Annotated in this window: 27 protein-coding genes; 17 read left to right on the forward strand and 10 right to left on the reverse strand. The window is 63.8% G+C overall.

The window, feature by feature from the left end; translation table 11 throughout:
* Positions 1-59 precede the first annotated feature (59 nt).
* Entirely contained in the window at positions 60-704 is a 645-nt protein-coding gene (locus EJ076_RS03575; RefSeq protein ID WP_126066922.1) for an arylesterase, read from the forward strand.
* Between the two features lie 128 nt (positions 705-832).
* On the forward strand, positions 833-1,429 hold the full coding sequence (gene thpR / locus EJ076_RS03580) for an RNA 2',3'-cyclic phosphodiesterase (RefSeq protein ID WP_109663738.1): 597 nt from the start codon (positions 833-835) through the stop codon (positions 1,427-1,429).
* On the opposite strand, the gene EJ076_RS03585 is transcribed toward thpR, so the two are convergent.
* Positions 1,333-1,851 carry a low molecular weight protein-tyrosine-phosphatase gene (locus EJ076_RS03585; RefSeq protein WP_126066923.1) on the reverse strand — a complete coding sequence of 173 codons (519 nt, stop codon included), beginning with the start codon at positions 1,849-1,851 and terminating at the stop codon, positions 1,333-1,335. The two genes, thpR and EJ076_RS03585, sit on opposite strands and share 97 nt — an antisense overlap.
* 108 nt (positions 1,852-1,959) lie before the next feature.
* Between EJ076_RS03585 and EJ076_RS03590 the strand changes: the two genes are divergently transcribed.
* The 3 genes from EJ076_RS03590 to EJ076_RS03600 all read left to right on the forward strand — a co-directional run bounded on the left by EJ076_RS03590 (position 1,960) and on the right by EJ076_RS03600 (position 3,551).
* Positions 1,960-2,256, forward strand: a complete 297-nt coding sequence (locus tag EJ076_RS03590) for a 4a-hydroxytetrahydrobiopterin dehydratase (protein ID WP_126066924.1) — start codon at positions 1,960-1,962, stop codon at positions 2,254-2,256.
* 159 nt (positions 2,257-2,415) lie between these two features.
* Positions 2,416-2,778: a YkvA family protein gene (locus tag EJ076_RS03595; protein ID WP_126066925.1), complete on the forward strand. Its 363-nt coding sequence runs from the start codon at positions 2,416-2,418 to the stop codon at positions 2,776-2,778.
* A 269-nt stretch (positions 2,779-3,047) separates the two neighbouring features.
* Complete coding sequence (locus tag EJ076_RS03600) at positions 3,048-3,551, forward strand: invasion associated locus B family protein (RefSeq protein ID WP_056585679.1); 504 nt, start codon at positions 3,048-3,050, stop codon at positions 3,549-3,551.
* Positions 3,552-3,620: 69 nt separating this feature from the next.
* On the opposite strand, the gene EJ076_RS03605 is transcribed toward EJ076_RS03600, so the two are convergent.
* Both EJ076_RS03605 and EJ076_RS03610 read right to left on the reverse strand, forming a co-directional pair.
* Positions 3,621-4,970, reverse strand: a complete 1,350-nt coding sequence (locus EJ076_RS03605; protein ID WP_126066926.1) for a chloride channel protein — start codon at positions 4,968-4,970, stop codon at positions 3,621-3,623.
* A gap of 153 nt (positions 4,971-5,123) precedes the next feature.
* Entirely contained in the window at positions 5,124-5,423 is a 300-nt protein-coding gene (locus EJ076_RS03610; protein ID WP_109663731.1) for a hypothetical protein, read from the reverse strand.
* A gap of 270 nt (positions 5,424-5,693) precedes the next feature.
* On the opposite strand from EJ076_RS03610, the gene rlmN reads away from it, so the two are divergent.
* From rlmN to EJ076_RS03625, 3 genes are read left to right on the forward strand one after another with little or no spacing between them, the layout of a single operon-like run.
* Positions 5,694-6,929 carry a 23S rRNA (adenine(2503)-C(2))-methyltransferase RlmN gene (gene rlmN / locus EJ076_RS03615; RefSeq protein ID WP_126066927.1) on the forward strand — a complete coding sequence of 412 codons (1,236 nt, stop codon included), beginning with the start codon at positions 5,694-5,696 and terminating at the stop codon, positions 6,927-6,929.
* Positions 6,926-7,381 carry a hypothetical protein gene (locus EJ076_RS03620; RefSeq protein WP_126066928.1) on the forward strand — a complete coding sequence of 152 codons (456 nt, stop codon included), beginning with the start codon at positions 6,926-6,928 and terminating at the stop codon, positions 7,379-7,381. Before rlmN ends, EJ076_RS03620 begins: the two co-directional genes overlap by 4 nt.
* Positions 7,378-7,857, forward strand: a complete 480-nt coding sequence (locus EJ076_RS03625; protein WP_109663727.1) for a hypothetical protein — start codon at positions 7,378-7,380, stop codon at positions 7,855-7,857. Before EJ076_RS03620 ends, EJ076_RS03625 begins: the two co-directional genes overlap by 4 nt.
* A gap of 7 nt (positions 7,858-7,864) precedes the next feature.
* On the opposite strand, the gene EJ076_RS03630 is transcribed toward EJ076_RS03625, so the two are convergent.
* Together EJ076_RS03630 and EJ076_RS03635 are read right to left on the reverse strand one after the other, a co-directional pair.
* Complete coding sequence (locus tag EJ076_RS03630) at positions 7,865-8,506, reverse strand: LysE family translocator (RefSeq protein ID WP_126066929.1); 642 nt, start codon at positions 8,504-8,506, stop codon at positions 7,865-7,867.
* Positions 8,507-8,636: 130 nt separating this feature from the next.
* The gene (locus tag EJ076_RS03635; protein ID WP_245462953.1) at positions 8,637-10,682 is read right to left on the reverse strand and encodes a bifunctional diguanylate cyclase/phosphodiesterase; all 2,046 of its coding nucleotides are present in this window, start codon (positions 10,680-10,682) and stop codon (positions 8,637-8,639) included.
* Positions 10,683-11,015: 333 nt separating this feature from the next.
* Here EJ076_RS03635 and EJ076_RS03640 point away from each other — a divergent pair, with 333 nt between their 5' ends.
* Positions 11,016-12,239 (forward strand): argininosuccinate synthase, encoded by a 1,224-nt coding sequence (locus tag EJ076_RS03640; RefSeq protein ID WP_109663722.1) that lies wholly within the window; start codon positions 11,016-11,018, stop codon positions 12,237-12,239.
* 5 nt (positions 12,240-12,244) lie between these two features.
* Positions 12,245-12,772, forward strand: coding sequence for a hypothetical protein (locus EJ076_RS03645; protein WP_109663720.1), 528 nt, complete (start codon positions 12,245-12,247; stop codon positions 12,770-12,772).
* A gap of 165 nt (positions 12,773-12,937) precedes the next feature.
* On the opposite strand, the gene EJ076_RS03650 is transcribed toward EJ076_RS03645, so the two are convergent.
* Complete coding sequence (locus EJ076_RS03650; RefSeq protein WP_109663718.1) at positions 12,938-13,735, reverse strand: lytic transglycosylase domain-containing protein; 798 nt, start codon at positions 13,733-13,735, stop codon at positions 12,938-12,940.
* Positions 13,736-14,064: 329 nt separating this feature from the next.
* Here EJ076_RS03650 and EJ076_RS03655 point away from each other — a divergent pair, with 329 nt between their 5' ends.
* The 6 genes from EJ076_RS03655 to rpsP all read left to right on the forward strand — a co-directional run bounded on the left by EJ076_RS03655 (position 14,065) and on the right by rpsP (position 19,639).
* Positions 14,065-15,162, forward strand: coding sequence for a putative zinc-binding metallopeptidase (locus EJ076_RS03655; protein ID WP_126066930.1), 1,098 nt, complete (start codon positions 14,065-14,067; stop codon positions 15,160-15,162).
* A 63-nt stretch (positions 15,163-15,225) separates the two neighbouring features.
* The gene (locus EJ076_RS03660) at positions 15,226-15,825 is read left to right on the forward strand and encodes a DUF1236 domain-containing protein (RefSeq protein ID WP_126066931.1); all 600 of its coding nucleotides are present in this window, start codon (positions 15,226-15,228) and stop codon (positions 15,823-15,825) included.
* A gap of 182 nt (positions 15,826-16,007) precedes the next feature.
* Entirely contained in the window at positions 16,008-16,970 is a 963-nt protein-coding gene (locus EJ076_RS03665) for a type II CAAX endopeptidase family protein (protein WP_126066932.1), read from the forward strand.
* A 289-nt stretch (positions 16,971-17,259) separates the two neighbouring features.
* Entirely contained in the window at positions 17,260-18,858 is a 1,599-nt protein-coding gene (gene ffh, locus EJ076_RS03670) for a signal recognition particle protein (RefSeq protein ID WP_109663712.1), read from the forward strand.
* 7 nt (positions 18,859-18,865) lie between these two features.
* Positions 18,866-19,198, forward strand: coding sequence for a chorismate mutase (locus EJ076_RS03675; RefSeq protein WP_109663710.1), 333 nt, complete (start codon positions 18,866-18,868; stop codon positions 19,196-19,198).
* Positions 19,199-19,237: 39 nt separating this feature from the next.
* Positions 19,238-19,639 (forward strand): 30S ribosomal protein S16, encoded by a 402-nt coding sequence (rpsP, locus tag EJ076_RS03680; RefSeq protein ID WP_126066933.1) that lies wholly within the window; start codon positions 19,238-19,240, stop codon positions 19,637-19,639.
* 86 nt (positions 19,640-19,725) lie between these two features.
* Here rpsP and EJ076_RS03685 read toward each other — a convergent pair whose 3' ends face one another.
* The 4 genes from EJ076_RS03685 to EJ076_RS03700 all read right to left on the reverse strand — a co-directional run bounded on the left by EJ076_RS03685 (position 19,726) and on the right by EJ076_RS03700 (position 22,260).
* Positions 19,726-19,989, reverse strand: a complete 264-nt coding sequence (locus EJ076_RS03685; protein WP_126066934.1) for a glycine zipper domain-containing protein — start codon at positions 19,987-19,989, stop codon at positions 19,726-19,728.
* Positions 19,990-20,236: 247 nt separating this feature from the next.
* Positions 20,237-20,764, reverse strand: a complete 528-nt coding sequence (locus EJ076_RS03690; protein ID WP_126066935.1) for an SRPBCC family protein — start codon at positions 20,762-20,764, stop codon at positions 20,237-20,239.
* Positions 20,765-20,838: 74 nt separating this feature from the next.
* Complete coding sequence (locus EJ076_RS03695) at positions 20,839-21,249, reverse strand: DoxX family protein (RefSeq protein ID WP_126066936.1); 411 nt, start codon at positions 21,247-21,249, stop codon at positions 20,839-20,841.
* Positions 21,250-21,354: 105 nt separating this feature from the next.
* Positions 21,355-22,260 (reverse strand): bestrophin family ion channel, encoded by a 906-nt coding sequence (locus EJ076_RS03700; RefSeq protein WP_126066937.1) that lies wholly within the window; start codon positions 22,258-22,260, stop codon positions 21,355-21,357.
* A 186-nt stretch (positions 22,261-22,446) separates the two neighbouring features.
* Between EJ076_RS03700 and EJ076_RS03705 the strand changes: the two genes are divergently transcribed.
* Positions 22,447-22,854, forward strand: coding sequence for an ACT domain-containing protein (locus tag EJ076_RS03705; RefSeq protein WP_126066938.1), 408 nt, complete (start codon positions 22,447-22,449; stop codon positions 22,852-22,854).
* Positions 22,855-23,030: the final 176 nt, after the last annotated feature.

The following is a 23,030-nucleotide window of genomic DNA, read 5'->3' on the forward strand; positions in this document are numbered from 1 at the left end:
GCTCTGCTTTGCCGGAAGCCGTCGCCGGAAGAATTCCTTGTTCATATGGGGCCTGCCGCATGTCTTTCAAACGCAGTATTGCCGCAGGCTTCATGGTTTTCCTCGCCATTTGCGGCGCCATGTCGTCGGCGCGTGCAGAGCCGTTCAAGATCGTCGGCTTCGGTGACAGCCTGATGGCGGGCTTCGGCCTTGGGCCGGACCAGGGCTTTACCGACAGGCTGCAGGCAGCGCTTGGCGCCAAGGGCCATGATGTGACCGTCGCCAATGCCGGCGTCTCTGGCGACACGACGAGCGGCGGCCTGGCGCGGCTCGACTGGTCGGTGCCGGACGGCACGCAGCTGGTCATCCTCGAACTCGGTGCTAACGACATGCTGCGCGGCGTCTCGCCCGACATCACCAAGAAGAACCTCGACGAGATGCTGGGTAGACTGAAAGAGCGCAAGATTGCCGTGCTTTTGGCCGGCATGCGCGCCGCACCCAATCTTGGTGCCGACTACCAGAACGCCTTCGACGCCATCTTTCCGGATCTGGCCGGCAAATATGGCGTTGCGCTCTACCCGTTCTTTCTCGACGGCGTCGCCGGCCAACCGGGCATGCGGCTCGAGGACGGCTTGCATCCGAACGCGCGAGGCGTCGACCAGATGGTCGAACGCATCCTGCCCACCGTCGAGAAGGCCATCTTGGCGGTGCCGGGCGGCTTGTAAGGCGGGACTGGAGTCGTTTCCGTTGGGGAAGCTTTTTAACGAAGACTGTGACCAACAAACCTCTTGCCCCGTTTGACTATCGATGATTCGCTATGGGTACAGTTCGATTCGAGGAAGGGAGGCTCTTCATGCCGCGTCTTTTCACCGCCCTCGAAATTCCGCGTGACGCCGCCCTTTCGCTGTCCCTGCTCAGGGGCGGCCTCCCAGGCGCCCGCTGGATCGACGTCGAGAACTACCATCTGACGCTGCGTTTCATCGGCGATGTCCCAGGCCATGTCGCCGACGAGATCGCCAACGCACTCGACCGCGTCCATCGCCCCTCCTTCTCGCTGGCGCTGTCCGGCGTCGGTGCTTTCGGCCAGAAGAAGCCGCATGCGGTGTGGGCCGGCGCTTCCGCCTCGCCCGATCTTGCCGCCCTTCAGGGCGAGATCGACCGGATCTGCCAGCGGCTCGGCATCCCTGCCGACCCGCGCAAGTTCATGCCGCATGTCACGCTTGCAAGGCTGCGCAACTCGACCCCGTTGGACGTCGCCCAATATCTGTCGGCGCGCGGCAATTTCTCGACGCTGCCGTTCCGCATCGGCCGTTTCGTGCTGATGTCGTCGCGCGATTCGGTCGGCGGCGGCCCCTATATCGTCGAGGAAGCCTGGCCGCTGTCAGGCACGGACGCCCGCACCTCCAGCCTTGTCGCCAGCGCCTCCGACGCCTCGCGGATCATGCGGTAGACCGAAGCGAAAGCTTCCGCCCCGTCATAGTAGGGGTCCGGCACATCACCCGCCTTGCCGTGCGCGAATTCCAGGAACAGTTGCACCCGGTCGCGCATGGCTGCCGGCGCCAGCGCTTTCAGGTCGGCAACATTCGACCGGTCCATGCCGAGGATCAGGTCGAAGCGGTGGAAATCCTGCGGCGTGACCTTACGCGCCATCTGCCCGGAAATGTCGACGCCGTGGCGCACCGCAACCGCGATCGAGCGTGGATCGGGAGCGGAGCCGACCTCCCAGCCGCTGGTTGCCGCCGAATCGAGCAAGATATCGTGGCCCAAACCGCGCTCCGCCAGGACGGCTCGAAGGACACCTTCCGCCAGCGGCGAGCGGCAGATGTTGCCGAGGCAGACGAAAAGAATGGAATTTATGGGCTTCGCGCTCATCGATCCGGATTTGTCTTTGTGCAAGTCGCTATCCCAAAACCGCAACGCACTTTTGGGCGACATGCACTATGGTGAGAGTCATTTTTGGAAATAGCACGGGAAGCTGACATGACGAGAGAGAAACTGGGCAAGGACGCAATCGCCGCCGCGCTGGTCGGGCTCGATGGCTGGGCACCGGCGGCGGATGGCGCCTCCATCAAGCGCACATTCACCTTCGCGAATTTCTCCGAGGCTTTCGCCTTCATGACCCGCGTCGCGCTTGCCGCCGAGAAGATGGACCACCATCCCGACTGGTCGAATGTCTACAAGACCGTCGACGTGACGCTCAACACCCACGATGCCGGCGGCGTCACCGCGCTCGATATCGATCTGGCGAAGAAGATGAACCGCTTTGCCGGCGGCTGACGCCCGCTATCGCCCGGGTATCGCCCCGGGTGTTGCGACGTCCACGATACGGCAGCAGACCAAATCGGCGCCGGCATCTTGCAGCGGGGGTCGGGTTTCACCACATTTTCGCTCGCGGGCATGCGCCGGGATGCGCATGGGCCCTGCAAGGAGAAACTGATGGCGCAACAATCCGGTTTTGATTTCTTCGGCTTTGGCGGCAAGCTCGGCGACGAGAACGAAGTGCGCGAGAAATTCTGGCGCACGGCCAAGAAGGCCGCGCGGCAGATCCCCTTCATGGAAGAGGTCGTGGCCGCCTATTACTGCGCCATGGACAAGAACACGCCGCTGCGCGCCAAGGGCGTCTTGCTGGCCGCGCTCGGCTATTTCGTCCTGCCGGTGGATGTCATCCCCGACTTCGTCTTCGGACTTGGCTTCACCGACGACATCGCCGTGCTCACCGCCGCGATCACCGCCGTCAGCGCCCACATCACCCCGGCGCACCGGCAGGCCGCCAAGGACGCCATCGCCGACAAGGGCTGAACACGCCCGCGAAACGCCGTTGAAGCCGGCTTTCGGCGGCAGCGCAAAAAGTCAAACTCTTGCCGCTTTCGTGGCCTCCAAGTCGCCGAAGGGACGTCGCGCCACCCGCTGAGAGGGCGGCGGCGCGGGAATGGCGGCGGTTTCCTCGGGTGCGGGTCCTTTTCTCAAAGGAAATTCACCGTTTGGTAACCCAGATTAAATCAAAATGAAGCGACGGGCAGGACGCCAAGCCGGCCTGCCGCCGCACCAGTTGGAATACGGGAAAAGCGATGCGCGGATTGATTGCACTAGTTTCGAGCCTGGTCCTGGTGGCCGTGGCGGCGCCGGCACTGGCGCAGTCGGCGACCAAGATCGGCCAGCACAATGCCTGGGGCACCTACAGCTACCAGGCCTCGGGCGGCAAGGTCTGCTATGTCCTGACCGTGCCGACCGACAAGCAGCCGCCGACGCTCGACCATGGCGACATGTTCTTCTTCGTGAGCCAGCGGCCCGGCCAGCAGGTCTCCTACGAGCCGCAATTCATCGCCGGCTACAACTTCCAGGAAGGCTCCAAGGCCACCGTCACCATCGACAAGAAGACCTTCTCGATGTTTACGCGCGGCAAGTCGGCCTGGGTCGAGAATGCCGCCGAGGAGCCGGTGCTGATCGCCGCCATGAAGACCGGCACCGATATGAAGGTGACGGCGAAGTCCGGCCGCGGCAACCCGACCTCCTATGTCTTCTCGCTGAAGGGCATTTCGGCGGCGCTGACGTCGATCGCCAAGTGCAAATAGGCAAAGTGCAAATAGGCAAAGCTTCGTTCTGAGGGAAAGGCCGGGCCGCGAAGCCCGGCCTTTTTTCTTTCAGCCTTGCCCCGGCGCGACTTCCGCCCGCCGCCGCCGGATCGCCTCGGCGATGAAGACGCGCGACAGCGCGTGATAGAGCGGCTCGTGCGAGATCATGCGCGCCGTGCCGTAGCCCAGCATCGAGGCCAGCATCAGCGCGATGACATTGTCGTGATTGCCGGTCATCTCCAGGATGATGACGAAGGCCGTCATCGGCGCTTGCACTACGCCGGCGAAATAACCGGCCATGCCGAGCAGCGCCGCCGCGCCCGTGCTGGCGCCGAAGAGAAGGCCAAGCGAACTGCCGATGCCGGCGCCGACCGCCAGTGAGGGTGCGAAGATGCCGCCCGGAATGCCCGAGACCATCGACAGCAGTCCCGCTAGGAACTTTTCGGCAAAGAAGAGTGGGGGCAGCGGCGTGCCTTCGACGGCGCCCCGCGCCTGCATGTAGCCGGTGCCAAAGGTCAGCCCGCCCGACGCGATGCCGATCACCGCCACCGCAAGTCCGCAGACCGCCGCCACGATCAGGGCGCGCCGCAGCGGCTGCTGTGCGTTCCAGCGCCGGATCCGCCGTGTTGCCTTCAACGCCAGCAGCGAGAACAGCGCGCCGAACCCGCCGCCAATGACGCCGCAGGCGATCACCAGCGGCCACTCAGCGGCAAACGAGATGGTGTCTTTGGCGACGCCGAAATAGGTGTAGTTGCCGAGCAGCCCGAGCGAGGCGAGACCGGCCAGGATCACCGCCGTCAGCACCAGCCCGTTGGTGCGTGCCTCATAGGTGCGGCCCATTTCCTCGATGGCGAAGACGATGCCAGCCAGCGGCGTGTTGAAGGCCGCCGCGATGCCGGCCGCCGAGCCGGCCAGGATCAGGCCGCGCGCCTGCGCCATGCCGCCCCAGCGCGCCACCTGCAGCATCAGTGACGCGCCGACCTGCACGGTCGGACCTTCGCGGCCGATGGAGGCGCCGCAGAACAGGCCGACGATGGTGAGCGCGATCTTGCCCGCCGCCAGCCGCAGCGACAGGATGTGGCTTCGGTCTTCATCGTCGCGCAGGTGGCGGGCGGCGATCGCCTGCGGAATGCCGCTGCCTTGCGAACCGGGGAAGAAGGCGTACGCCAGCCAGGCGCACAGCACGAAACCGAGCGGCGTGACAAGGAGCGGCAGATAGAAACGCCCGCCCCCATCGCTGCCGATCATCGCGTGGAACAGGCCTTGCGCCCGGTCGGCCAGCACCGCGAACAGCACGCTGATCAGGCCTATGCAGACGGCGCCGGCCCAGAACACCAGCCGCGGCTGCCAGACGCGCCGCGAGCCCCACATCGCCTGCGTGCGCCGCAGCATGGGATATTTTCGCGATATGCCGGCCATGTCTGTCCTCGGGATGGGATGTTCGGACCTAACATGGCGATGGCTATTTGGGCCAGCCTTAGGGGCGATGGATGAGGGAGCTGCAGTTCGACACCGCCGGTATTCCGTATGGCCCCGCCGGCTTCCATGCCGGCGGGGCAGGTCGACGAGGTCTCACATGGCCATTTTTTCACATTCGGCCTGAGCCTTCTTGGTCGACGTATCGATCATGAAGGCCTTGCCCTTGGCGTCGGTCATCATCATCATGCAGTGCTTGATCGGCTTTGCCATTTTCATCATCTCGGCGCCCATCTTTGCATCCGGCATCATGGTGCCCATGTGCCCGTCCGGCATGATCGCCATCACTTCTCCACCCTTCATCATGGTCATCGTGCCCATCGTGTCTTCGGCAAATGCCTGCGAGGTGGAAAGGCCAACGAGGCCGGCAATGACGGCGAGCTTGATAGAGTTCATTCTGCATACTCCCATTTTGTAGGGGCATGGTTGCCCCCTTCGGATTTCGACGGCGCGATGGGAATCGTTACGCAAACACGACGATGTGATCGGTTCCTTTACGTGGAAAGATAGGGCAAGGCTGCCAGATGGTCGTAGCAGCCTGTCAGCCGGCGTGCATGCCGTTGCATTCCCGCCGCATGACTCTGCCCTCAACCTGTGCTATGCGCCGCGCTTCCTTTCCGGCACGATGCGTGAAATCGGCCGCAAACCGCTTATATCAGTGCAACCATGACCCTTTCATTCGATCTTACCATTGACGGCACCCGTGACGCGTTGCGTGCCCGCGCAGCGCAGCCCGAAAAGCCGTCGCTGATCGGCCTGACGCGGGTCGAGCTCGCCGAGGCTCTGGTTGCATCAGGCACCGTGCCGGAACGCCAGGCCAAGATGCGTGCCCAGCAGCTCTGGCACTGGATGTATGTGCGCGGCGTCTCCGACTTCGCCGGCATGTTCAACATCTCCAAGGATCTGCGCGCCGAGCTCGACAAGCATTTCACCGTCGCCAGGCCCGAGATCGTCGAGGAGCAGATTTCTTCCGACGGCACGCGCAAATGGCTGTTCCGCTTTCCGCCGCGCGGCGCCGGCCGGCCCGTCGAGATCGAGACCGTCTACATTCCCGAGGAAGGCCGCGGCACGCTGTGCATCTCCTCGCAGGTTGGCTGCACGCTGACCTGCTCGTTCTGCCACACCGGCACGCAGAAGCTGGTGCGCAATTTGACCGCCGAGGAGATCCTCGCCCAGCTGCTCACCGCCCGCGACCGGCTCGGCGATTTCCCCGACCGCGACACGCCGGACGGCGCCATCGTGCCGGCCGAGGGCCGCAAAGTCTCCAACATCGTCATGATGGGCATGGGCGAGCCGCTCTACAATTTCGAGGCGGTGAAGAAGGCGCTGCTGATCGCTTCCGACGGCGATGGTCTTTCCTTGTCGAAGCGGCGCATCACGTTGTCGACCTCCGGCGTTGTGCCGGAAATCTTCCGCACCGGCGAGGAGATCGGCGTCATGCTGGCGATCTCGCTGCATGCCACCAATGACGATTTGCGCGACCTTTTGGTGCCGATCAACAAGAAGTATCCGCTGAAGGAACTGATCGCCGCCTGTCGTGCCTATCCCGGCCTGTCGAACGCCAAGCGCATCACCTTCGAATATGTGATGCTGAAGGACGTCAACGATTCCATCGAGGACGCCAAGGGGCTGATTAAGCTGCTCAAGGGCATTCCGGCCAAGATCAATTTGATCCCGTTCAACCCGTGGCCAGGCACCAACTACCAGTGCTCGGACTGGGAGACGATCGAGAAATTCGCCGACTACATCAACAATGCCGGCTATGCCTCGCCGATTCGCACGCCACGCGGCCGCGACATCCTGGCCGCCTGCGGCCAGCTCAAGTCGGACTCCGAGCGCATGCGCAAGGTCGACCGGCTGGCCCTGGAGGCCATGATGATCGCGGGGCACGGCGAGGCGTGAGCCGCCGCTTCGCCTGGCTGAAACGCCTCGCCGTGATGGCCATCGGTTATATCGCCGGTGTGCTGACCTCGATCCTGGTGCCCGTGCTGCTGATCGCGCTTCTGGAAGGCATCGAGGACGGGAACTGGTCCATCATTTTCGCATTCGACTGGTTGGGCTCCTTCCCGCTCGCCGTCTTGACCGTGATGATCGGCGCGCTGTTGATCGTCGGCCCCGCGCTCTTTGTCGCCGAATGGTTTTCGCTTCGGGGATGGTTCTACTTTGCCGCCACGGGCGCGATCACCTCGACGGCGTTTGGCGTTTCCATGCCGCGCTCGGCAGGCAGCTTTGTTTTCAATCCGGGTTTTCTCGGTTTTCTGGCCACGGCCGGCATTGCCGCCGGTTCGGTCTACTGGCTTCTGGCCGGGCGCAAGTCTGGCATGCGCCGGGATTTGGGCCGAGATTTGGGATGACCCGCCTCGTCGGCTACCTCGTCCGTTTCACTGTTATCCTGTTCGGCTATGCTGTCGCCTCGCTGGCGGCGAGCGCCTTCCTCAACGTCCTGTTCCTGGCGTCACTTGGCTACACGCCGGAGCACGGGCACCCCACAGCGACGGCTTCCCTGTATTTCTCAATTCCCTTCGTCGCCTTGTTCGTCGCTTATTTCGCCCTGATGCCGGCTTGCGTCGTTATCCTGGTTGCCGAGATCCTCGGCCGGCGCGACTGGCTGTTCTATGCGCTGGCGGGTGCGGTGGTTGCGGCGGTTTTCCTCGGCCTCGTCGACCACAGCGGTGACACCACCTTCGCGGTCAGGGACACCAGCGCCATCATGGCAGTGATCGGCAGCGGCATGGTCGGCGGCATTTTCTACTGGCTCAGCGCCGGGCGCTGGGCCGGAAGCTGGTGGCAGGGCGAGCCAGGATCCGAAGAGGATGGTCGAACAGGATGACGGGCCCCTACTTCGCCTGCGCCGTCAGGATCTTGAGCGCGAAGGCGGAGAACACGCCGGCAAAGAGATAGTCCACCACCCGCGTCACGCGCGGGCTGGCCTTCATCGCCGCCGAGAACCTTTCCGCCGCCAGCACCATCGGCACGGTCACCGGGATCGACAGCACGATGAACATGAGCCCAAGGAAAAACAGCTTTCCCGGTGCGCTCGGATCATGCGCGGACACGAACTGCGGCAGGAAGGTCATGAAGAACAGGATGATCTTCGGGTTGAGCAGATTGACGCCGAGGCCCGCCGCCCAGCTGCGCAACAGCGAAATTTCGGGGCCGGTTTTCTTCTCCGGCGAAAAGGCCGAGCCCCTGGTGATCGCCTGCCAGGCCAGGAAGACGAGATAACCGGCACCAAAAATCTTCAGCACGAAGAAGGCCGTCGGCGAAGCGACGATCAGCGCCGAGACGCCGACCACCACCAGCGTGGTGTGGATCAGCGTGCCGCACAGCGCACCCGCCATCGAGGCAAAGCCGGTGGCGCGGCCCTGGCTCAGCGTGCGCGAGACGAACAAGGTCATGTCCGGCCCCGGCGTGATCGCCAGGATCACGGTGGCAATGGCAAACTGGATCAGCGTGGCGGTGTCCGGAATGAACGACATGAGCGGCCTCAGGAGATTGGAGGCGCCTATACAGGATGAGCCGCGACGGTGCCAGACGCAGGAGCGATCCGATGGTCGATCCAGCAGGCGTATGGCGAAGGCGTCAACGGGCGCCCAGCCGCCGTAAATCCTATGCCTGCCTGCTCAGCCGCATCCTGGCGGGTTCCGTGGCGGCAGGCTGATCGTTCCGGACGTCGGGGCCGCCAATAAGCAGGATTTGATCGATCGGCTTGGGCCGGCCGAGGAAATAGCCTTGCGCCTCGTTGCAGCCCTCGACCTGCAGGATGGTGAGCTGGACATGCGTCTCGACGCCTTCGGCGAGCACCGGAATGTCGAGGCTGCGGCCCAGCGTCAGCACCGCCCGGATGATCGCCTTGGCTTGCGGGCTTCGCTCGACATCGGCCATGAACGAGCGATCGAGCTTGATCTTGTCGAAGGGAAACGAGCGCAGCGTGTCGAGCGAGGAATAGCCGGTGCCGAAATCATCGATCGCGATCGTCACCCCCAGCGCCTTGATCTGGCGCAGGACATGCAGCGTGCGCACCTTGTCGGCGACGATCGTCGATTCGGTCAGCTCGAGCTCCAGGCGTTTCGGCGACAGCCCGGTCTCGACCAGGATCTGGTGAACGAGCTTGGCGAGATCGGCATGGGCGAACTGCACCGGCGACAGATTGACCGCGATCTTGTGGCCATTGTCCCACGAGGCTGCCTGACGGCACGCGGTCCGCAGCACCCATTCGCCGATCGCCATGATCGAGCCGTTCTCCTCGGCAATCGGAATGAATTCGACCGGCGGGATCATGCCATGCACGGGATGGGTCCAGCGCAGCAGCGCCTCGTAGCCACAGGTGGCGCCGGTCGGGACGGAGGTCTGCACCTGATAATGGAGCGAAAGCTCGCCGCGCTCGATCGCCTGCCGAAGGTCGGTGGCCAGCGCGCGGCGCGCCCGGGCCGTCTCGTCCATGGCGGATTCGTAGAAGCAGACGGCCCGCGTCACATCGTTCTTTGCCCGGTACATGGCGAGGTCGGCATTGCTGACCAGCCGCTCGCGATCGGCCCCGTCGCGCGGATAGACGGCGACGCCGATGCTGGCGCCGGCGGCGATTTCGAAATCGTCGAGCCGCAACGGCTCGAACAGGGATTTCTCCAGCCGCGAGACCAGGCCGAGAAGGTCGTTCTGATCCTTGAAGCGCTTGATCGCGGCGAACTCGTCACCGCCGAGCCTTGCGGCGAATTCGCCCTCGCCGATGAGTTTCGACAGCCTGCGGGCGACGATCTTGAGCGCCTGGTCGCCGGCCGCGTGCCCCCTGAGGTCGTTGATCTCCTTGAAGCGGTCGAGATCGATGACGATGACGGCCGTCATCGTGTCCTTGTCTTCCCGCGCCCGTTCGATCTCATGGTCGAGGCGGTCGTTGAAGGAGACCCGGTTGGGGAGACCGGTAAGGGCGTCGTTGAGGGCAAGATGCTGAAGCCGCTCGAAGCTCTCCAGGCGGCCGCGTTCGTCGATCAGGTAGCTGGCGAAGCCGGTGGCTGCGACGATCAGGCCGACAACGGCAACGGCGACCGCCATCGCCACCAGAATGTCGGGGTTGGTGCCGGTGGTGATGAAGGACAGCGGCGTCACGGCCACCGCCGCCATCGCCGTGAAATGCAGGCCGACGATCGCCAGCACCAGCAGCCCGATGGCGAGATAGTGCGACCAGCGGTATGGCCGACGCACGGCATGGCCGACGGCCACGGCGGAAAACGCCGCCGAAATCACCAGTGAAGCGGCAATATAGGAGCTGTCCCATTCGACGATGCCGGCAACGTGATAGGCCATCATGCCGATGTAGTGCATGGCCGAGATCGCCAGCCCGACGACGCATCCGCCCCATTCCGGTGCAAGACGCCGGCTCTTGTCGGAGGCTAGGGTGAAGCCGGCTCCGGTGCCCGCGATGGCGACGACCAGCGACACCATGGTCAGGACCGGATCGAAGGTGATCGGCGCGCCGGGCTGATAGGCCAGCATGGCGATGAAGTGCGTGCACCAGATCGAGGAGCCGGCGGCGACAGCAGTCAGGAACAGCCAGCCCCGCATCTGCACGCCGGCGGTTTTCCTGGCACGGTCGAAGAGGCCGATCGTCACCCAGCAACCGGTGACGCACATCAGCGCCGCCAGCAGGACAAGCCACAAATTATGCTCCGTGGCGATACATGATATAACGCGCATCAGGAATGGCCCAAGCCCGAGGGTGCCCGCGACGAGGTAGGCAAGGCCGTCCCGGCACGTCGCCAACACAGCTTGTCGTCATATTAGCGACGGAGCGTGAAAACTTGATTAAATCCCTCCAGCAAATGCAGCCCTTGATTGCAGCCGGTTGTTTCCCTTGCCGGCACCAGCCCTCGCCATGCGCTGGACCAGAAGCCATGCACGCGCGCGTGCTTGCTCGCTTTGCCGTTCCTGCTAAAAGGCCCTCCGACAATCCATGACGCCTCGGCTGGGGCGTCCGCCATCGACGGGGTAAAAATGTCCAAGGCCAAAGACGTCAAGAAAGTCGTGCTCGCCTATTCCGGCGGCCTCGACACATCCATCATCCTGAAATGGCTGCAGACCGAACTCGGCGCCGAAGTCGTGACCTTCACCGCCGATCTTGGCCAGGGCGGCGAACTCGAGCCGGCGCGCCGCAAGGCCGAGATGATGGGCATCAAGGACATCCGCGTCGTCGACGTGCGCGAGGAATTCGTTTCCGACTTCGTCTTCCCGATGTTCCGTGCCAATGCCGTCTATGAAGGCACCTATCTGCTCGGCACCTCGATCGCGCGGCCGCTGATCTCCAAGCATCTGGTCGAGATTGCCAAAGAGACGGGCGCCGACGCGATTGCGCATGGCGCCACTGGCAAGGGCAATGACCAGGTCCGCTTCGAGCTTTCGGCTTACGCGCTGAACCCCGACATCAAGGTCATCGCGCCATGGCGCGACTGGTCGTTCAAGTCGCGTACCGACCTGATCAATTTTGCCGAGCAGCACCAGATCCCGGTGCCGAAGGACAAGAAGGGCGACGCGCCGTTCTCGGTCGACGCCAACCTGCTGCACTCCTCTTCCGAGGGCAAGGTGCTGGAAGACCCGTGGAGCGAGCCGCCGGAATTCGTCCACCAGCGCACCGTTTCGCCGATGGATGCGCCTGATACCGTCACCGAGATCGAGATCGAATTCCTGAAGGGCGATCCGATCGCGCTCAACGGCAAGAAGCTGTCGCCGGCAACGATGCTGGCCGCGCTCAACGATCTCGGCCGCGACAACGGCATCGGCCGGCTCGACCTGGTCGAGAACCGCTTCGTCGGCATGAAGTCGCGCGGCGTCTACGAGACGCCCGGCGGCACGATCCTGATCGCAGCTCACCGCGCCATCGAATCGATCACGCTCGACCGCGGTGCTGCACACCTCAAGGACGAGTTCATGCCGCGCTATGCCGAGCTGATCTACAACGGCTTCTGGTTCGCGCCCGAACGCCTGATGCTGCAGGCGATGATCGACAAGAGCCAGGAAGACGTCGAAGGCACGGTGCGGCTGAAGCTCTACAAGGGCAACGTCATCGTCACCGGCCGCAAGTCGAAGAAGACGCTCTATTCCGACGCGCTGGTCACCTTCGAGGACGATCGCGGCGCCTACGACCAGAAGGACGCTGCCGGCTTCATCCGCCTCAACGCGTTGCGGCTGCGCACGCTGGCCGCGCGCAACCGCAACAAGTAACGCGGATGCGCGGTCTCGGTCGCTGCCTGGCGCCGCTGGTTCTTCTGGCGACGCCGGCGGCCGGCCAGGAGTTCGACCCGGCCTCCGTCGACCTGGCCGGGTTGATCGAGTGCAAGGCAAGCGTCTCCGCCTACAATAATTTCGCCTTCTGGATCAGCGACGGCCCAGTTGCACTGGAAAAGCTCGGTTGGAAGGAAGCCACGTCCGGCAACCTCTTTCTCAAGCAGTACGACTTACCGGAGCCGGTTCGTACCTTCGGGCGCGAAACAAGCTCGATCGTCTTTACCGCGACCGGGCCGATGGCGGTCCTTGACGGGGTTTCGGCACCGGATCTGGCGCATGAATTGGAAATAGTTCCAACGGTGTCGACTGCGGAAAAATTCCTGGGCGAGAAAATCGTCGTCGAAAGCACCGAGGACGCCAACGGCATGAAGATCGAAACGCGCATAGCGCTCAACGTCTCGACTGTTGATTCGCATCCGGGCAAGACGCTGGCAGGCTGCTCCTATGCACTCAATGTGACCGTGAATTGAGAGTGACTGTGAATTGAGACCGGGCCTCGCACAGCTTGGCGCGAGGCAAGTCTTGCTCAATTAAGACCCTGCTAAGACCCTGCATCCGCGCCGCGTTCGGGACCATCAACAAAAAGCCCGGCGCAAGGCCGGGCTATTCTGTCGAATAGAGACTGCTATCCGTTATCAGTCGCCATCGATCGCCGTGGCGATGCGGGCGATCGCCTGCTGATAGACGCTTGCGGAATTCCAGCCGGCAATTGCGCCCATATTCGCGCTCGCGCTCGCGCCGGCACGCCAGCCATGACCCTTGAGGAAGTTGGCGGTGGAGGCCAGCGCAGTGCCCTTGTCGCGCAGGTTTCCGCTGCCGACGCCATACTTCAAGACATTTCCCGGCAGGAACTGCGTGTGGCCAATCTCGCCATGCGCGGCGCCGACCGACGAGGCTGTCAACGCCCCGCGGTCAACCAGCTTCAGGGCCGCAATGGCATGTGGGTAAAAGAACCCCGGACGGCGGCAATCATAGGCAAGCGTCAAAATGGCTGAGACCGTATTCTGGTTGCCCATGGCGGAACCGAACCCGGTTTCCATACCCCAGATGGCGAGCAACACACCCGGCGACACGCCGTAGTTCGCTTCGATCTGGGAAAACAGTGCCGCGTTCGACTTCTTCAGCGACCGGCCCTTGGAAATGATCGCGGCCCCGCCACGGCGCTTCATGAAATCATCCACCGAGCCGCTGAAAGCCTTGTGAATGCCGCGGTCGACGGAGATCGTCTTTGTTGCGTAGCTCGCGCCGGCCAGAGCGGCCAGACCCTTGGGGCCTACACCTTCGGACTTGGCTTCCGCGGCGAACTCCGGCTTCCAAGCCTCGAATCCGGCGCCGGTCTTGCCGCAGCTGGCCGCCGCCTGCGCGCCCGTAGCCAGCGCAAGCACCGCCACCACGGCCGATGCAAACATCTTTCCCTTGGCAAGTAATGCCATGCTTTTTTCTCCTGATTGCCTGAATCACGTCCCGGTTGCGAATTTGCCAGTGAAACGCGCAATTGTCACCGTCCCCCGGCGCTACGCTGGCCAATGAAGGGGAATTTGCCTACGATCAAGTGATTATTGTGGCGGAAACGCAATGGAAGACGTTGATGTCGTGATCATCGGCGCCGGTTCGGCGGTCTTGCCGCCGCCAGGACCCTGCAGGCGGCAGGCCTTTCCTTCGACAAGCTTAAATAGCTTCGAGAGATGCGGAATGCCGGTGGGCGGTTGGCGTTGGGCACGTGCCGCCCCACATATGCTGGCTCTGAAGGTTTGAGATCGAGATGAAACTCTTCGACTGCCCGCATTGCGGCCACCGTCTCTACTTCGAGAACGCCCAGTGCCTGAACTGCAGGAGTCTCGTACTCTACGATCCCGAGCACGCCCGCTTTGCGCTGTCTGATATCGACGGCATCTTCCAGTGCACCAATGCCGACGAATGCGCCTGCAACTGGATGGCCGAGCCGGGACAGGGTTTTTGCCGCGCCTGCGTGCTGAACCAGCTGATCCCCGACCTCTCCGTCGACGGCAACCGCCGCCGCTGGATCCGCGTCGAGGCGGCGAAGAAGCGGGCCATCTATTCGCTGCTCGCCTTCGGGCTGCCGGTGGCGCCCAAGCAGAACCCCGCCGACGAAATCGGCCTGGCCTTCGACTTCCTCGCCGACCCGATCGGCGGCGGCCCCGGCGGCGAGCGCATCCTGACCGGCCACGACAATGGCCTGATCACGCTCAACGTCGCCGAGGCGGACTCGGCCGAGCGCGAGAAGCGGCGTGTCGAGATGGGCGAGAACTATCGAACCTTGCTCGGCCATTTCCGCCATGAGCTCGGCCATTATTACTGGGACCGCCTGATCCGCGACGATCCGCAAAGGCTGGAAGCTTTCCGCGCGCTGTTCGGCGATGATCGCGCCGACTACGAGCAGGCGTTGAAGACCTATTACGCCAATGGTGCCGCGCCCGACTGGCAGCAAGCGCACATCTCGGCCTATGCCACCTCGCATCCGTGGGAGGACTGGGCCGAGACCTGGGCCCACCACCTGCACATCACCGACACGCTGGAAATGGTCCACGCGCTGAACTTTCCGCTCGGCCGGCTGGAGACGGTGGAGGCCAACGACCTGCCGCAAGGCGACACTGGCGGCGGGCTGCAGGCGGCCCCCTCGGAGCCTGCAGCCGCGCCCGAGCCTTTCGAAAAGATCCTTGCCCGCTGGCTGGTGCTGTCGGAAGCCTCCAATTCGATCAACCGCTGCATGGGCCTGCCCGACCTCTACCCCTTCGTCATTTCGGACGTCACGGCGCGGAAATTGGCCTTCGTTCACGAACTTCTGACCGGCTTGCCGAAAGAACAGGGAACAAATCGTGAGTTGGCGCAGGCGTTTTAGCGGGAACGCATAAGCCGCTGACCCGTTTTCGCTGGCGAGGGCCCATGAAAACGGAGAGAAACCATGAAATCTCTATTGTTTCCGGCGGTCGCCGGAATGCTGACCGCGATGTCGGGCGCCGCCTTTGCCGACACCGCCGTCTCCGCCGTCACCGATCTCAACGTCCGAGCCGGGCCTGGTCCGCAATATCCTGTCATCGGCGTGCTCGCCGCCGGGCAGTCGGCGACGCTTAATGGCTGCATCGAAAACAGCAAATGGTGCACCATCGCCGAGGCCGGCGGCCAGGGTTGGGTCTATTCCGACTATGTGACGGCTGATTTCGGTGGCAGCCGGGTCGTGCTGACGCAGCGGCGTTCCAGCGTTGCTGTCGTCTCGCCGCCGGAAGACATCGGCAACTACTCGACCGATTACACCGGTGCGATCGTTGGCGGTGAGCCGGTCGAGGACGCCTTCCCCCCGCCTCCGCCCGAAATCAGAACCTATGTCGACACGCATCGCCTCGACCCCGTCTATCTCGACGGCGAGGTGGTGACCGGCGCGACCTTGCCCGACACCGTCGAACTGCGCGAGATTCCGGACTACAACTACCGCTATGTCTATGTGAACGGCCAACCGGCGCTGATCGATCCGCAGACCCGGCGCATCATGTACGTCGTGCGCTGACATAGATTTAGCATAGGCGGCCGCGACAGAAGCGACCGCCCGGTAACAGGCAGGCGGCAGTGCTGCATCCCCTGGACGTGCGGCGGCGGCCACCCGTGCGTGAATCCTTTGCGGAAAATCGATTCCGAATTTCCGGACCATCGGCTAGATCAACAGACGATGGATTTGGCAAAGGAGCCAGCGTGACGATCGATTCGGCCGCCTTCGAGCGCTATAGGCAGTCGCCGAACGCCCGGACGACCTTGCCGCGCCTGTTCCTCGGAACGGCAATCGTGGTCCTGTTCTGGGCCGCAACGACCGCCGCAGTGCTGTTCGGCGGCACCTACGCTTTCTTCACCTGGCAGGCACCAGCGGCTCCGCCATCAGACGGGGTAATGCAGGACTTCCTCGCCTCGCCCATCGGCATCCTCACCGCGCTCGTCTCGTTCGCCGGCATCTGGATCGGCCTGTGGGTCGCCATGCGCTGGGTGCATGGTGAGAAGCTGTCGGCGCTGATCGGCGTCAGCCTTCGTATTTCATGGTCGGGCTTCCTCAAGGGGCTGATCGCGGTGCTGATGACATCGCTCATATCCGAGATCCTGCTCTATCTCTTGCAGCCGCAGATCGCGCGCGGCCCGATCAGCCTGTCGTCCTGGCTGCTGTTCGCGATCCCGATCGCCGCGCTCACTTTGTTGCAGACCTCGTCGGAAGAGGTGCTGTTTCGCGGCTATCTGCTGCGGGGCCTGGCCAACCGGTTCAAGAGCCCGTTCATCTGGGCGCTGTTGCCCGCTCTGCTGTTCACCTCGCTGCATTGGAGTGCAGGCGCGTCGCCCGCCATCAACGCCTGCATGCTGGCCTCGATCGCGGCTTTCGCGCTGCTGCTGACGCTTGTCGTCTATGCCACCGGCAATCTCGGCGCCGCCCTGGGCGCCCATCTCGGCAACAATCTGACCGGGTTTCTCTTGATCTCGCATCAGGGGAGCTACAATTCCTTCGCTTTGTTCACCGCCAGGCCGCTCGAAGGGCCGGGCTGGACGACATATGATGCGGTTCTCATCGCCCTCATCGGCATCGCCTGCAGCCTGCTGACGATTTGGTTGCTGCTGCATCCGCGCTCACCGCTGAGGGTTGCCGCTGAGTTGCCCGACCAGTCGGGCTCGGCCTGAACGCAGCCTGGGACGACCCGATATGGGCCTTGTCTTGACTCCGTGGCCGATTTCCTGTCTACACGCCCCGAATTCCGCGACGAGTATCCCTCCGAGCAAGCCGACCAGGACGCCGAAACTTCTTTTGAGGTGAAGTGCTGTAAATCGATCCTGGAGGCCAACACCCGGCAGCGCTGAGCGCCCCCGGGTGCTTTTTGGCTTTTCGCTTGCACGGGCTTTTGCTTGGACACTTGGCGCGAACGCATTACTTCTCGGTCACCGTCCGGGTGCCTGGGAAAAAGGAAGAAGAATGTTTGAATCGCTGCAGGAGCGCCTTGGCTCCATCCTGAACGGCCTGACCGGCCGCGGTGCGTTGTCGGAGGCGGATGTCTCGGCAGCACTGCGCGAGGTGCGCCGTGCGCTGCTCGAAGCAGACGTGGCGCTGGAAGTGGTGCGCTCCTTCACCGACAAGGTGCGTGAGAAGGCCGTCGGCGCCGCCGTGGTCAAGTCGATCAAGCCCGGCCAGATGGTCGTCAAGATCGTCCATGACGAACTGGTCGAGATGCTCGGCGCCGAAGGCGTCGCCATCGATCTCAATGCCCCGGCACCGGTCGTCATCATGATGGTCGGCCTGCAGGGTTCCGGCAAGACGACGACTTCGGCCAAGATCGCCAAGCGCCTCTCCGAGCGTCAGAACAAGAAGGTCCTGATGGCCTCGCTCGACACGCGGCGTCCCGCCGCGCAGGAGCAGCTTCGCCAGCTCGGCGAACAGGTCAAGGTGGCCACGCTGCCGATCATCGACGGCCAGTCGCCGGTCGACATCGCGCGCCGCGCCGTGCAGGCGGCCAAGCTCGGCGGCCATGACGTCGTCATCCTCGACACCGCCGGCCGCACACATATCGACGAGCCGCTGATGGTCGAGATGGCCGACATCAAGAAGGTGTCGAGCCCACACGAAATCCTGCTGGTCGCCGACTCGCTGACCGGCCAGGACGCCGTCAATCTGGCCAAAAGCTTCGACGAGCGCGTCGGCATCACCGGTCTCGTACTGACCCGCATGGACGGTGACGGCCGCGGTGGTGCTGCACTCTCGATGCGCGCCGTCACCGGCAAGCCGATCAAGCTGATCGGCACCGGCGAAAAGATGGACGGGCTGGAGGAATTCCACCCCAAGCGCATCGCCGACCGCATCCTCGGCATGGGCGACATTGTCTCGCTCGTCGAAAAGGCCGCCGAAAACATCGACGCCGAACAGGCGGCGGCGATGGCCAAGAAGATGCAGTCGGGCAAGTTCGACCTGAACGACCTCGCCAGCCAGCTTCAGCAGATGTCGAAGATGGGCGGCATGGGTGGCATCATGGGCATGATGCCCGGCATGGGCAAGATGAAGGACCAGATGGCCGCCGCCGGTCTCGACGACAAGATGTTCGGCCGCCAGCTCGCCATCATCTCGTCGATGACCAAGGCCGAGCGCGCCAACCCCGACCTTCTCAAGCATTCACGCAAGAAGCGCATCGCCGCCGGTTCCGGCACCGACGCGGCCGAAATCAACAAGCTGCTCAAGATGCATCGCGGCATGGCCGACATGATGAAGGCGATGGGCGGCAAGGGCAAAGGCGGCGGCCTGATGCGCGGCATGATGGGCGGTCTCGCCTCCAAGATGGGCCTCGGCGGCATGATGCCTGGCGGCATGGGCGGCATGATGGGCGGCGGCATGCCGGACCTGTCGAAGATGGATCCCAAGCAGCTCGAAGCCTTGCAGAAGCAGGCGCAGGCGGCCGGTCTCGGTGGCGGCATGAAAGGCCTTCCCGGCGGCGGTGGCCTGCCCGGTCTGCCCGGCGGCATGAAACTTCCCGGGCTTCCCGGTCTCGGCGGCGGCGGGCTGCCCGGCCTTGGCAAGAAGAAGTGAGGACGCCATGAACGAAGAGAAAGATATGGCCGACGCCCGCACCATCCTGGCCGATTACCGCGCCTCGATCGACAACATCGACGCAGCCCTCATCCACATGCTGGCCGAGCGCTTCCGCTGCACCAAGGCGGTTGGCGTGCTGAAGGCGACGCATGGCCTGCCGCCGGCCGACCCGGCGCGCGAGCAGCAGCAGATCGCCCGGCTGCGCCAGCTGGCGAAGGATGCCCATCTCGACCCGGATTTCGCGGAAAAATTCCTCAACTTCGTCGTCCGCGAAGTGATCCGCCACCACGAACAGATCGCGGCTTCCACTTCCAACGGCGTGACGAAAACCAACTGAAACCCAATCAACGAACTTAGAGTTTTTAGGAGAAAAGAAATGCCCTTGAAGATCCGACTGGCCCGTGCGGGCTCGAAGAAGCGTCCTTACTACCACGTCGTCATCGCCGACGCCCGTTCGCCGCGCGACGGCCGGTTCATCGAGGCGATCGGCTCCTGGAACCCGCTGCTGCCCAAGGATGGCGAACGCGTCAAGGTCGACGCCGACCGCGTCAAGCATTGGCTGGCGCATGGCGCCCAGCCGACCGACCGCGTGCTGCGCTTCCTCGACGAAGCCGGCCTCGTCAAGCGCGACGCCCGCTCCAACCCGAAGAAGGCCGAGCCGGGCAAGAAGGCGCAGGAACGCGCTGCCCTTCTGAAGAAGGCGCAGGAAGACGCCGCAGCCGCTGTTGCCGCCGCCGCAGCAGCACCGGCCGAGGCGGAAGCCGCCACCGCCGAATAAGTTATTTCTCTATCGTATCCAGGAAAACGGCGGGCCCCAGGCCCGCCGTTTTGCTATGTCGACTTCATTTTTCGAGTGCGGCCCGATCAATAGCCGCTAGGGCAGCGGTCGATGTAGACGCGGCCACGGCTATCGCGGTAGCGGCATTCGCCACGCTCGCTCGCCCGGCCGATCAGCGCACCGGCAACAGCGCCGACAGCGCCACCAACGACGGCACCCTGAACCGGGTCGCCGGCGACAGCAGCTCCGACCGCAGCCCCGCCCAGTCCGCCGACGGCGGCGCCTTTTTCCGTTTGTGAACAAGCGGCGAGCGGCACCAGCAGGGCCATCAAAAGCATCGTTTTCTTCATTGTCGTTCCTCTCCGATAGGGAAACGCCTCCGCCGCCAAGCGAGTCTCTAACTCGCAACTCGGCGATTTGATCCACGGGCAAGGAATGCCGGCAAAGGATTCAGGTTCCCCAGCAGCGGAACAGCACTCCAATGCATGCGGCTCCCGCCACGGCGCGCTGGCTGGTCGATGCCGTGCTGAACAATAACGGCCAGATCACCCGGTCGTGGCTAAGCCCAGATCGCTTTACCGGATGGGGCAGCTGACGTCATTTTTCGCCGAGACGCTTCAGATTGGCGAGGCCGACCTCGAAATCCTTGCCGATCAGCGTGTCGAAATTCATGAACAGGCCCATCAGCTTGGCGATGAAGGGCCGGCCGCCGCGCATCGCCCAGGTGACGGCGGTGTTGTCGCCCGACGGCGTCAGGGTGAAGTCGACACTGTTGTTGGCCCTGAACGGCTTCTCGAAATCGAGTTTCAGCGACACCAGCGAGGACGGCACCGAATTGACGATCTCCATGCGCCCCTTGCCGGCCTTGGCGTTGCCCTCCCAGGCATAGGCCGCGCCCTTGCCGCTGTCGGCGCCGGAGAGCGTGCGCTTCATCTGCGGGTCGAGCTTTTCGTAGGGCGACCATGTCGGCCAACGGCTGAAATCATTGATCAGCGGGAAGATCGCTTCCGGCGGAGCCTTGATCGTGGCGGTGCGGGTGACGACGAAATCATTCGGCCGAGTCGCGGCATAGAGGAGCACGGCGGCGATGATGACGAGCAGGATAATGAGGATGGTGCTGAACATTTTTCTCTCCCTAAGGCAATTCCAGGAAAAGTGTGAAGCGGTTTCTCGTCCGGAATTGCTTCAAAACAATGAGACTATCGGCTGAACGGGATCAGCGCGCGCACGCGTGGGTCGCGCAGATATAGGCCACCCCACAGGATGATGCCGAGATAGACGCCGAACAGCGTGTGCGAGAACAGCGGATTATCGACGCGGAGATTGGTGGCGATGGCGCCGCCCATATAGGCGGTGAGCAGGATGGCGCCGAGCACCGCAGTGCGCGGCAAGGCGTAGAGCGCCGTCGAGATCAGGCCGATGATGCCGAGCATGCGCGCGACATTCGGATCCGCCGGCCAACCGAGCGGCACCATCGTCTGGGTGACGATGTCGAGCGGCGGCAGCTTGATGGCGCCGTCGAAGATCATGAACAGCACGATGACGCCGCTGAGCGCGCGGCCGGTCCACAGAGCGCCCGGCGATACGGGCACGGTTTCGGAAATGCTCATGGCGGTCCCTCCTGATGGTTCGAGCCCTTTCGCTGGGGTCGAACCAAGGACGCGGCATGAGGCTGCGATCCTACAGGATGCGGATTCTTTTTGGCGTTGTTCTGCCTACGAGAAGTAAAACTTCTCGGCCGGCAGCATTTTCGGTGGCGTTTCGCCCAGCGCCTCGAACACCGAGATCTCGCAGACCCGGCAGAGGCTGTCGAGAGCGAGGTCGTTGGCCTCGGTGCCGAACGGGTCCTCGAGTTCTTCCGACAGCGCGTCGAGGCCGAAGAAGGTGTAGGCGATCAGCGCGGTGAACAGCGGCGTCGCCCAGCCGGCGGCGGAGACCAGCCCGAAGGGCAAGAGCAGGCAGAAGACATAGGCGGTGCGCTGCAGAAGCAGCGTATAGGCGAACGGCAAGGGTGTTCCCATGATGCGCTCGCATCCGGCCTGCGCGGCGGCGATTTCCGACAGGCGCTCGTCGAGGATGCGGTAGCCGATCGTATCGATCGCGCCGGCCTTGCGCAGCGCGGCGATGCGGCGGCCCATGCCGCGTACCATCGCATCGGGTGCGTTCGCTGCCTTGGCGACGATCTCGGTTTCGTCACCGATGAAGGCGCGGGCTTGCGGCGCCGCGTCGACCCGCCTGAGCAGCCCGCGCAGAAAGTGGCAGAAGGCGATCGCTTCCATCAGCAGGCCGCGCAATTCCGTCCGGTCGTCGACCAGCCCGGCGGAGGCGCGCGCCAGATTGCGGATATCGAAGACCAATTGGCCCCACAGTTTGCGCGCCTCCCACCAGCGGTCGTAGGCGGCGTTGTTGCGGAAGCCGAGATAGATCGACAGCGCCACACCGAGCAGCGCGAAGGGTGCTGTGCCGGCATTGCCGAAGTCGAGCTTCAGCGCCCGCACGACCACCACCACCAACGCGCCATAGGCTGCAAAGCCAAAGATCTGCGGCAGGATGCGCGGCACCACCGAGCCGCGCATGATGAAGAACAGATGCAGAAGACGTGGGCGCGGGCGGACGATCATCAGAAGCCTTTCGCGGACCGGCGCTGGTCCTCATCTCCTCTATTGTGCGATGCAACAGGCCCGCAAGCCCAGCCGCCAGCGACATCGCCATGTCGTGGGTACAGCGTCGGACTATCGGCACGCGCCGGTCGCGGATATTGAGGAGCAGGTGGGCTGCCGCCCGCTTCTGCAGGCGAGAGAAGACGAATGACCGGCGAAACCGATCTGAAGACACTGCTGGCATCGATGACGCCGGAACTGCTCGCCGGCACCTATGTCTTCGCCACGCTGGCGCCTGGCGTTCCCCAGCCGGAAGGCTTCGAGCCGGTGATGGTGTTTCGCGAGCGCGAGGGCGTGACGCTGATCGTGACCGAGGAGGCGGCCAGCGCAGCTGCACTGACCGCTTCCTTCCGCTGCTGCATGCTGACCTTGAACATCCATTCGTCGCTGGAAGCCGTCGGCTTCCTCGCCGCCATCACCACGCGCCTCGCCGCCGCCGGCATGGGCGTCAATCCAGTCTCGGCCTTCTACCACGACCATCTGTTCGTGCCGGCGGACAGGGCTGAGGAGGCAATGGAGCTGTTGGTTGGGTTGGCGGCTGAGAATCGAAGCTGAGGCTGGTGCTGCCCCTCATCCCCCCTGCCGGGACCTTCTCCCCGTGAACGGGGAGAAGGGGGCTAACGGCCAGAGGCAGAGCCCGCGACTGCGGGCCGCCGGTTGTCCGGCGCCCCCGCGGAGGGCCAGCCGCGTCAGCGGCGGTGCGGCCCGTGAGCGAAAAACAGGTCGGCCGC

The organism is Mesorhizobium sp. M7D.F.Ca.US.005.01.1.1, assembly GCF_003952545.1.
Classification (GTDB): domain Bacteria; phylum Pseudomonadota; class Alphaproteobacteria; order Rhizobiales; family Rhizobiaceae; genus Mesorhizobium; species Mesorhizobium loti.

Bases quoted from the DNA above. Each gene is read 5' to 3' on its own strand.
- EJ076_RS03575 (WP_126066922.1), top strand. From the start codon at position 60: ATGTCTTTCAAACGCAGTATTGCCGCAGGCTTCATGGTTTTCCTCGCC.
- thpR (WP_109663738.1), top strand. From the start codon at position 833: ATGCCGCGTCTTTTCACCGCCCTCGAAATTCCGCGTGACGCCGCCCTT.
- EJ076_RS03585 (WP_126066923.1), bottom strand. From the start codon at position 1,851: ATGAGCGCGAAGCCCATAAATTCCATTCTTTTCGTCTGCCTCGGCAAC.
- EJ076_RS03590 (WP_126066924.1), top strand. From the start codon at position 1,960: ATGACGAGAGAGAAACTGGGCAAGGACGCAATCGCCGCCGCGCTGGTC.
- EJ076_RS03595 (WP_126066925.1), top strand. From the start codon at position 2,416: ATGGCGCAACAATCCGGTTTTGATTTCTTCGGCTTTGGCGGCAAGCTC.
- EJ076_RS03600 (WP_056585679.1), top strand. From the start codon at position 3,048: ATGCGCGGATTGATTGCACTAGTTTCGAGCCTGGTCCTGGTGGCCGTG.
- EJ076_RS03605 (WP_126066926.1), bottom strand. From the start codon at position 4,970: ATGGCCGGCATATCGCGAAAATATCCCATGCTGCGGCGCACGCAGGCG.
- EJ076_RS03610 (WP_109663731.1), bottom strand. From the start codon at position 5,423: ATGAACTCTATCAAGCTCGCCGTCATTGCCGGCCTCGTTGGCCTTTCC.
- rlmN (WP_126066927.1), top strand. From the start codon at position 5,694: ATGACCCTTTCATTCGATCTTACCATTGACGGCACCCGTGACGCGTTG.
- EJ076_RS03625 (WP_109663727.1), top strand. From the start codon at position 7,378: ATGACCCGCCTCGTCGGCTACCTCGTCCGTTTCACTGTTATCCTGTTC.
- EJ076_RS03630 (WP_126066929.1), bottom strand. From the start codon at position 8,506: ATGTCGTTCATTCCGGACACCGCCACGCTGATCCAGTTTGCCATTGCC.
- EJ076_RS03640 (WP_109663722.1), top strand. From the start codon at position 11,016: ATGTCCAAGGCCAAAGACGTCAAGAAAGTCGTGCTCGCCTATTCCGGC.
- EJ076_RS03645 (WP_109663720.1), top strand. From the start codon at position 12,245: ATGCGCGGTCTCGGTCGCTGCCTGGCGCCGCTGGTTCTTCTGGCGACG.
- EJ076_RS03650 (WP_109663718.1), bottom strand. From the start codon at position 13,735: ATGGCATTACTTGCCAAGGGAAAGATGTTTGCATCGGCCGTGGTGGCG.
- EJ076_RS03655 (WP_126066930.1), top strand. From the start codon at position 14,065: ATGAAACTCTTCGACTGCCCGCATTGCGGCCACCGTCTCTACTTCGAG.
- EJ076_RS03660 (WP_126066931.1), top strand. From the start codon at position 15,226: ATGAAATCTCTATTGTTTCCGGCGGTCGCCGGAATGCTGACCGCGATG.
- ffh (WP_109663712.1), top strand. From the start codon at position 17,260: ATGTTTGAATCGCTGCAGGAGCGCCTTGGCTCCATCCTGAACGGCCTG.
- EJ076_RS03675 (WP_109663710.1), top strand. From the start codon at position 18,866: ATGAACGAAGAGAAAGATATGGCCGACGCCCGCACCATCCTGGCCGAT.
- rpsP (WP_126066933.1), top strand. From the start codon at position 19,238: ATGCCCTTGAAGATCCGACTGGCCCGTGCGGGCTCGAAGAAGCGTCCT.
- EJ076_RS03685 (WP_126066934.1), bottom strand. From the start codon at position 19,989: ATGAAGAAAACGATGCTTTTGATGGCCCTGCTGGTGCCGCTCGCCGCT.
- EJ076_RS03690 (WP_126066935.1), bottom strand. From the start codon at position 20,764: ATGTTCAGCACCATCCTCATTATCCTGCTCGTCATCATCGCCGCCGTG.
- EJ076_RS03695 (WP_126066936.1), bottom strand. From the start codon at position 21,249: ATGAGCATTTCCGAAACCGTGCCCGTATCGCCGGGCGCTCTGTGGACC.
- EJ076_RS03700 (WP_126066937.1), bottom strand. From the start codon at position 22,260: ATGATCGTCCGCCCGCGCCCACGTCTTCTGCATCTGTTCTTCATCATG.
- EJ076_RS03705 (WP_126066938.1), top strand. From the start codon at position 22,447: ATGACCGGCGAAACCGATCTGAAGACACTGCTGGCATCGATGACGCCG.